At 71.6% G+C, this 8,643-nt stretch carries 7 protein-coding genes; 4 read left to right on the forward strand and 3 right to left on the reverse strand.

From position 1 onward, the window contains the following. A partial coding sequence (locus tag VFZ20_RS00410; RefSeq protein WP_329681830.1) for an efflux RND transporter periplasmic adaptor subunit occupies positions 1–667 on the reverse strand: 667 nt, incomplete at its 3' end. A gap of 487 nt (positions 668–1,154) precedes the next feature. Here VFZ20_RS00410 and VFZ20_RS00415 point away from each other — a divergent pair. Then, positions 1,155–3,227: a carbon starvation CstA family protein gene (locus VFZ20_RS00415; protein WP_329681831.1), complete on the forward strand. Its 2,073-nt coding sequence runs from the start codon at positions 1,155–1,157 to the stop codon at positions 3,225–3,227. Positions 3,228–3,678: 451 nt separating this feature from the next. Continuing rightward, a complete protein-coding gene (locus VFZ20_RS00420; RefSeq protein ID WP_329681832.1) occupies positions 3,679–4,632 on the forward strand; it encodes a hypothetical protein in 954 nt (317 codons plus the stop codon). A gap of 348 nt (positions 4,633–4,980) precedes the next feature. Here VFZ20_RS00420 and VFZ20_RS00425 read toward each other — a convergent pair whose 3' ends face one another. Together VFZ20_RS00425 and VFZ20_RS00430 are read right to left on the reverse strand one after the other, a co-directional pair. Next, entirely contained in the window at positions 4,981–5,691 is a 711-nt protein-coding gene (locus tag VFZ20_RS00425) for an ATP-binding cassette domain-containing protein (protein WP_329681833.1), read from the reverse strand. Further along, positions 5,692–6,039, reverse strand: coding sequence for a hypothetical protein (locus tag VFZ20_RS00430; protein WP_329681834.1), 348 nt, complete (start codon positions 6,037–6,039; stop codon positions 5,692–5,694). Positions 6,040–6,158: 119 nt separating this feature from the next. Here VFZ20_RS00430 and VFZ20_RS00435 point away from each other — a divergent pair, with 119 nt between their 5' ends. Both VFZ20_RS00435 and VFZ20_RS00440 read left to right on the forward strand, forming a co-directional pair. Beyond that, on the forward strand, positions 6,159–6,953 hold the full coding sequence (locus tag VFZ20_RS00435; protein ID WP_329681835.1) for a hypothetical protein: 795 nt from the start codon (positions 6,159–6,161) through the stop codon (positions 6,951–6,953). Then, positions 6,950–8,416 carry a sodium:solute symporter gene (locus VFZ20_RS00440; protein ID WP_329681836.1) on the forward strand — a complete coding sequence of 489 codons (1,467 nt, stop codon included), beginning with the start codon at positions 6,950–6,952 and terminating at the stop codon, positions 8,414–8,416. The genes VFZ20_RS00435 and VFZ20_RS00440 overlap by 4 nt, the downstream gene beginning before the upstream one ends. Positions 8,417–8,643 lie beyond the last annotated feature (227 nt).

Raw genomic sequence — 8,643 nt, forward strand, 5'->3', positions numbered from 1 at the left:
GGTCCACGATGGTCATGAGCTCGTCGCCCTGACGCACCCACTGGCCCGGCACCACCTTGAGGGACGCGATGCGCCCCGCGAACGGCGACGCCAGCCGCGTGCGCTGCAGGTCCAGCCGCGCGCGGCGCAGGCGCACCTCGGCCGTCTCCATCCCGCTGCGGGTGCGCGAGGCGGCCTCGCGCTCGCGGCGCACCTCGGGGTCGTCGATGGTGTGGTCGAACAGGGTGGCCTCGCGGAACTTGCTCTCCGCGTCGCGCAGCGCGGCCTGCGCCTCTTCCACGGCCAGCTGGTACTCGGCGCCGTCCAGCGCCACGACGCTCTGCCCGCCGCCCACGCCGTCGCCCTCGCGCACGGGCAGGCCCACGATGCGGCCGTTGACCTGCGCCACCAGCACCGTCTTTTGCCACGCCTCGGCCTGGCCGGCGGCGCTCACGGACATCACCAGCTCGCCGCGGCGGGCGGCAACGCCCTGCACGGGGATGGCCACGTCGGTGTTGAAGGTGCCGGACGCGGACGTCTGCACGAGCGGCTGGCCGGCCTTGTCGGGCGTGTCGCCGCCCGCGGCGGCGGCGCTGGCGTCCTGGATGCGGCCATAGATGGCAACGCCCATGACGGCGGCCACGACGAGGCCGGCGGATGCGGTGGCGAAACGGCGCTTGGAGGGCATCGGACTCACAGGGAACGCGGGAGCACGGGACCAGGCCTGTGGGGACGCTAAACTTAATGGTGGCAGTCGCTAAACACAATCGGTCGTCAAACATACGCAAGCCGCCACCGTGCGAACCGTCCGGGGATAGATGCCACCCCCGCGCGGGCCGTTGCCCCTGCCGTCGCCTCTTCATCCGTTCCTAAGAAATCCGCCCTCCTCGAGAGGGTCATCCGACGCTTCGTCCATCACCCGGCCGTCCCTTATCCGCCGCGCACGCGGTCGGCTCGGACCCGCCGCCGACAGCGCCCGGCGGGTCCCCACGGACCGCGGGGCGTCCGCCGAGCGAGGTCCGCATCCACGGGCGGGAATCCGCCAGGCACCCTCCCGCCATAACGCTCCGCGACGTATACTGTCGGCCTGTCCGCGACACAGATCGAACGTACGTCCGCCGCGCCCCCTGGCCGCGGCGCGCTCCCGCCGGTCCCGACCTCCGTTCATCCACCGTATGCGCAACCACCTTCCCAAGCTCGCCTGGGCCGTCGTGGCCCTCCTGGGCGCCACGGCCCTGGGCGTGATCGCCCTGCACCGCGGCGAGACCATCAACGCCGCGTGGCTGGTGGTCGCCGCCGTCTGCACCTACCTCGTGGGCTACCGCTTCTACGCACGGTTCCTGGCCAGCCGCGTCTTTGGCCTGGACGACCGGCGCGCCACGCCCGCCGAGCGGCTGGACAACCACGTGGACTTCGTGCCCACGAACCGGTGGGTCCTCTTTGGCCATCACTTCGCGGCCATCGCGGGGGCGGGTCCGCTCGTGGGGCCCGTGCTGGCGGCGCAGTTCGGCTACCTGCCGGGGACGCTGTGGCTCATCATCGGCGTGGTGCTGGCGGGGGCGGTGCAGGACTTCGTCATCCTCTTCGCCAGCATGCGGCGGGACGGCAAGTCGCTGGGGCAGATGGCGCGCGAGGAGATCAACCCCACGGCGGGGTTCATCGCCATGATCGCCGTGCTTTCCATCATGTGCATCCTGCTGGCGGTGCTGGCGCTGATCGTCGTCAACGCGCTGGCGCACTCGCCGTGGGGCCTGTTCACCATCGCCTGCACGGTGCCCATCGCCCTGCTGATGGGATGGTGGCTCCACAAGTTTCGCCCCGGCAAGGTGCTGGAGACGTCCATCATCGGCGTGGTGCTCACGCTTCTCGCGGTGGTCGCGGGCGGATGGGTGGCCGAGAACCCCGCGCTGGCCGCCGTCTTTACCGTGGAAAAGACGACGCTCGTGTGGCTGATGGCGGGCTACGGCTTCATCGCCTCCGTGCTCCCCGTGTGGGTGCTGCTGTGCCCCCGCGACTACCTGTCCACGTTCCTCAAGATCGGGACGATCCTGGCGCTGGCGACGGGCATCCTGCTCACGCTGCCGACCATCAAGATGCCGGCGATGACGCAGTTCGTGGACGGCACGGGCCCCGTCTTCAGCGGCAAGCTCTTTCCGTTCGCGTTCATCACCGTGGCGTGCGGCGCCATCAGCGGCTTTCACGCGCTGGTGGCCAGCGGGACGACGCCCAAGATGGTGTCCAGGGAGACGGACGCGCGGCTGGTGGGCTACGGCTCCATGCTGATGGAGTCGTTCGTGGGCGTGATGGCGATGGTGGCGGCGGGCATTTTGGACCCGGGCGTGTACTTTGCCATCAACGCGCCGGCGGGCGTGGTGGGCGGCACGCTGGAGCAGGCCACGCGCACCATCGCCACGTGGGGCTTCGTGGTGACGCCGGAGCAGATGACGGCGCTGGCCGCCAGCGTGGGCGAGGGCTCGCTGCTGGCGCGGACGGGGGGCGCGCCGTCGCTGGCGGTGGGGATGTCGCAGATCTTTTCCGGGGTCTTTGGCGGACACGGGATGGCGGCCCTGTGGTACCACTTCGCCATCATGTTCGAGGCGCTGTTCATCCTGACGACCATCGACACGGGCACGCGCGTCGGCCGCTTCATGCTGCAGGAGATCCTGGGGCACGTGTACAAGCCCATGGGGCGCACGTCGTGGTATCCGTCCATCATCGTCTCCAGCGGGCTGGTGGTGGCGGGATGGGCGTACTTCCTGTACCAGGGCGTCGTGGATCCGCTGGGCGGCATCAACTCCCTGTGGCCGCTGTTCGGCATCAGCAACCAGCTGCTGGCGGCCGTGGCGCTGTGCGTGGGGACCACGGTGCTCATCAAGATGGGCAAGGCGCGGTTCGCGTGGGTCACGCTGGTGCCGCTGGCGTGGCTGGCCGCGGTGACGTTCACGGCCGGATGGCAGAAGGTGTTCTCGCCCGATCCCAAGCTGGGCTTTCTGGCCCAGGCGAACGCCATCGCCACGAAGATCGCGGCGGGCGAGCTCCCGGCCGGCGCGCAGACGGTGGAGGCCGCGCAGCGGATGATCTTCAACGCGCGGCTGGACGCCGTGGTGGCGCTGGCATTCATGGCCGTGGCGCTGCTGGTGATGGCGGTGTCGATGCGCGAGTGGTTCCTGCTCGTGCGCAAGCGCAAGCCGGCCGTGATGCACGAGGCGCCGTTCGTACCGAGCTCGCTGGGGCTGGCGGGGGACTGACGTTAGTTAGTGCGGAAGTGCGTGAAGCCCGCCGTGCGACGTGCAGCGTCGTCCGGTGGGGCTTTCCGCTTCTGCCGATTGCGGGTCTGATCCGGTGAGGCGCCCCCGCGCCGGAGCGGCTGAAGCCGCCGCAACGACAGCGGAAAGCCTCACAAACTGCGTGAGGCTTCAACTACGTGAACATCGGATTCGGTGCATGTCGGCCGATCGCCGCTGGGGCAGTCCGCGCAGGCGGACTTCGTGCCTTTCCAGCGGCGAATTCATTCGCTCCGGCTGGGGGACGGCCGTTGCGGGACAGAATCCGCAATTGGCATCACTCGCGCCGGCCGGAGCCCCCGTTACCCGATCGGATATTCGACGAATTCTGCCCCTCCGGCCATGCCACATTTCCGGCACGGGATTGGAAGTGGACCGGGCGGGATCTCTTTCCACGCACATGGAGGCGGGGCGGATGCAGGGTGCGGCCGGGACGGCGGAGGCGGCGCGGGACGAGAAGAGCGCGGAGGACCTCGCGGCCGCGTGGATGCGGCACATGCGCGCGGGCATGTGGGCGGACGCGTGGCGCGTGAGCGACGCCGTGCTCGCGTCGCACGCGGGCGTCCCGTGCTGGCATCGGCCGCGGCACGAGCAGTGGGTGTGGGACGGCACGCCGCTGCACGGAAAGCGCGTGCTCGTCCGCTGCTACCACGGCCTGGGCGACACGCTGCAGTTCATCCGCTACGCGCCCCTGCTGCGCGACATCGGCGCGGAGGCCACGTTCTGGGTGCAGCCGGCGCTCATCCCCCTGCTGCGCACGGTGGACGGCATCGGCCGCCTGCTGCCGCTGCACGACGGCGAGGCGGGCGTGGACTACGACGTGGACGTGGAGATCATGGAGCTGTCCCACGTCTTTCGCTCCACGCCCGAAACGCTCCCCGCGCGCGTCCCGTACATCCACGTCGATCCCGCCCCCCGCGCGGAGGACGGCCGCCTGCACGTGGGCCTCGTCTGGCGGGCCGGCGACTGGGACGACCGCCGGTCCATCCCCGTCGAGATGCTGATGCCGCTGGCGGACGTCCCGGGCGTGACGCTGCACGTGCTGCAGCGCGGATCGGGGCTGGACGAGCGGCCGGCGGGCTTCGGCACGGACAGCGGATCGGATGATCCCCTGGAGGCCGCGCGGACCCTGCGCGCGCTGGACCTCGTCGTCACGGTGGACAGCTTTCCCGCGCACCTGGCCGGCGCGCTGGGCGTGCCCACGTGGACGCTGCTGCAGGAGGACGCGGACTGGCGATGGATGACGGGCCGCGACGACTCGCCGTGGTACCCTTCCATGCGACTGTTCCGCCAGCCGCGCCAGGGCGACTGGACGCCCGTCATCGCCCGCGTGGCGGATGAGCTACGGCGAATGCGACGGGATGGCTGATCCGAGCAGCGCGGGCCGGCTTCGGGGACGGGTTTCCGGCGGCCGGGCATTCTGCACAGGTGCATGCCCCCAGACGGAGCGAATGAATTCGCCGCGGGAAAGGCACGAAGTCCGCCTTCGCGGACTGCCCCAGCGGAGGTCGTCTCGCGTGCACCGGCGGCGGCGACCCCGCCGTTGAAGCCTCACGCAGTTTGTGAGGCTTTCCGCTGTCGTTGCGGCGGCTTCAGCCGCTCCGGCGCGGGGCGGACATGGCGGATCCAGGCCCGTGATCGGCAGCAATCGCCGAGGCCGGATTCTCGATTTCTTCTCGGTCCCAGCCTTCTCAGGGCCCACTTCCGCACTAACGCTCTATCGCACTCTCCCCATCGGGCCCAGGTACTCGCGGCGGAACTGGTCGTTCGCGGCGGCCCGCGCGGCGGTGCCCAGGCCGTGCGTGGTGCCGGCCGTCAGCCACACCACCTCGTCCGCCAGGTCCAGCAGCTCCGACACCTCGTGCCCCGTGACGATCACGGCGCAGCCACGCGCCGCCATCCGCCGCAGCACGGCCGCGATGCGCGCCTGGTCCCCCGGGTCGATGCCGGCCAGCGGCTCGTCCGCCAGCAGGCACACGGGACCGCGCGCCACGGCCGCCGCCACCTCCGCCCGCCGCAGCTCCCCGCCGGACAGCGTGCGCACGGGCGGCTCCAGCAGCGGCGCCACATCCAGCGCCTCCGCGTCCTCCGCCGAAAGCGACCCGCCGAAGCGCCGGGTGATGGCGCCCAGGTGGTCCGCCAGGGAGCCGTACCGGGCCAGCAGCCCCGCGTCCGGCAGGTAGAACAGGCCCTCCGCGGCCAGGCGATGCAGCCGCGGCCGCAGGTACGCCCGCCCGCGAAAGTGTACCACGCCCTGGTCCGCCCCCATCAGTCCCGCGCCGACTTTCAGCAGCGTGGACTTGCCGCAGCCGTTGCGACCGAACACCACCGTGATGGTCCCGGCCGTGCCCCACACGGACGCGGACTTGAGGATCGTCCGCCCGCCGAGGTTTTTGCGGATGCTGTCCGCCGCGAAGACGCGCTCCACTCAGACCACCCCCGCCATGCCGAATTCCAGCACGCCGCCGACCAGGGCCGCCACGCCGGACGGCCACGCGGGGTGCCGGCCCAGGTTTGCCGCGAACAGCGTCTCGCGCGCCCGCCAGGCCTCCAGGGCCGCGACGCCCGCGACAATGAGCACCAGCGCCATGGCCGCGGGCGGCGTCAGCGCCAGGATGCTCGCGCCCCTCCGGACGACCCCGGGCGGGACCAGCGACAGGAGGCTGCAGGCCACCACCCCGGCCCGGATTCCCAGCCACAGCACGACGCCCCGTACGAACAGGCGCCGCAGGTGGCGCGGGTCCGGCAGCCACGCGGGGAACGCGGATTGGATCATGGGGAGATGATGAACGTCGGCGGGGCGGGCGTGGACGGCGTTTCGCGCATCCGGCGGAACCCGTAGGTTGGGGACACCAACCGTACCCGGCATCCCGACCGCTGATCCCGCTCACGATCATGTCCAGCTCTCTCCCCTGGTACGCCCGCCGCGCGCGGGTGATCCGTCCCGGCGCGCTGGTGGCCTGCGCCGCGCTCCTGGCCGCGTGCGGCGGCGACGCCAGGCCGGCGCAATCCGCGGCCGCCGCCCCGCCGGACTCCGCCGCGGCGGACACGTCCGCGCTGGCCGTGGCGCGGCGGCAGATCGGGCCGGAGGTGCGCTCCGCCGTCCCCTTTCACGTGCGCAACTACCACGGCCGCTTCATCGCGGCGGCCGTGCCCGTGCAGCAGTGGGTGGACGATCCCCTGCGCGAGGGCGTGAGCGTGGCGCCCGGCGGGCACGAGATCCTGATCCTGGAGATGCCGGACACGAGCGTGACCTACGCGTTCACCAAGCCCGGCCTGTACGTCTCCGACCTGCCGGGGACGGTGCGGACGGGACCGAACGCGCCCGCGGAGCCGGACAGCAGCGCGCTGCGGCAGCTTTCCGGCGTGGAGGACATCAACGCGGACGGCGACGCCGAAGTGTGGGCCGTGCAGTACGGCGGCCCGCGGCACCCGTACACGTGGGAGCTGCGCGTGTACGACCGCGGCGGCCGGGCCCTGTACCAGCTCGCCGCGAAGCGCCGCGCGGGCGGCACGGGCATCGACCCGGCGTCGTGGGACGCGTCGAAGAGCCTGGAGAGCGAGCCGCAGATCCGTGCCTGGATGACGAACAAGGTCCAGGCGCTGGAGACCCAGTTCGGCGGCGCGGCGTCCGCGTCCGCCCCGGCATCCGCGCCGGCCGATACGAGCAGGACGGGGAGCGGCGGGTGAGCCTTTCCGCCATCGACATCGCCATCGTCCTGGCGTACGTGGCGTTCGTGTCCGTCCTGGGCGGCGCGCTGGGACGCAAGCAGAAGGACGCCAGCGACTACTTCCTCGCCGACCACGCCATCCCGTGGTGGGCCGCGTGCTTCAGCGTGGTGGCGACGGAGACCAGCGCGCTCACGGTCATCAGCGTGCCGGCGACGGCGTACACGGGCGACCTGTGGATGCTGCAGCTGGCGACGGGCTACCTCATCGGCCGCATCGCCATCTCGGCGTTCCTGCTGCCCCGCTACTTTCGCGGCGAGATCGCCACGGCCTACGTGCTGCTGGAGCGCCGGTTCGGCAACGGAACGCGGCGGTTCGCGTCCATCGTCTTTCTCGTCACGCGCGTGCTTGCGGACGGCGTGCGCATCTTCGCCACGGCCATCCCCCTTGCCGTCATCGCGCGGATCCCCGTCTGGCAGAGCATCGTGGCCATCGGCGTGTTCACGCTGCTGTACAGCTACTACGGCGGCCTGCGCGCCGTCGTGTGGGTGGACGTGGCGCAGATGTTCATCTACGTGGTGGGCGGCATCGCCGTGCTGTGGGTGCTGCTGGGGATGATCCCGGGCGGATGGGACGGCCTGGTGCGGGCCGCCGCGCCGGCCAACAAGCTGCGCGTGCTGCACCTGGACGGCGGGTTCGCGCAGGGCAACTGGCTGGTGACGGGGATCGTGGGCGGCGCGTTCCTCACGATGGCGTCGCACGGGGCCGACCACCTGATCGTGCAGCGGCTGCTGGCGTCGCCGTCCCTGCGGGATGCGCGGCGGGCGCTGATTGGCTCGGGGGTGATCGTGCTGCTGCAGTTCGCGCTGTTCCTGCTGATCGGCGCGGGGCTGTGGGTGTTCTACGAGGGGCGCGTGTTCCCGCAGCCGGACGCCGTCTTTCCCACGTTCGCCATCGAGCACCTGCCCACGGGCGTGGCGGGTCTCGTCGTGGCGGCGATCCTGGCGGCGGCCATGTCGTCGTCGCTCAACGCGCTGGCGGCCGTGAGCGTGCACGACCTGTACGTGCCGCTGACGAAGCGCGGCGGCGAGGAGCACCTGCTGCGCGTGGGCAAGCGCTTTACGCTCGCGTGGGGCGTGGTGATGATCGCTGTTTCGCTGGCGTTCCAGCTGGTGGCGGCCGGTACGCCGCTGGTGGTGATCGCGCTGCAGATCGCGTCGTTCACGTACGGCGGACTGCTGGGCGGATTCCTGCTGGGGCTGGTCTCGAAGCGCGCGGACGGACGCGACGCGTTGACGGGCATGGGCATTGCCGTCGGGGCGATGGCGTCGCTGTGGGCGGCGCAGCAGTTCGGGGCGATGCCCAGGGTGGTGGACACGCTGTGGTTCGCGCTCATCGGCAGCGCGATCACGGTGACGGTGGGCGAGGCCAGCGCGCGGATCCGCGGCTCGCGCCCTCACCCGGGCCCTCACCCGCTCGCCTAGGCTCGCACCCTCTCCCGCAAACTGCGCGGGAGAGGGGATACACTTCCGCGAGCCCCGTGCAGGGCGGCAACCATCCCGCGCGATGAAGTGCTCCCCTCCCCCGCGAAGCGGGGGCAGGGGGTCGGGGGGAGGGGGCCCTCGGCGGGCGGTAGAAGCGTCCCCGTCCGCGCGGAAGGCGGCGGACCGGTCGGTTGCGTGAGGGATGCGCGCCCGCAGGGCCGGGACCC

It is taken from the genome of Longimicrobium sp., from assembly GCF_036280135.1.
GTDB lineage: Bacteria > Gemmatimonadota > Gemmatimonadetes > Longimicrobiales > Longimicrobiaceae > Longimicrobium.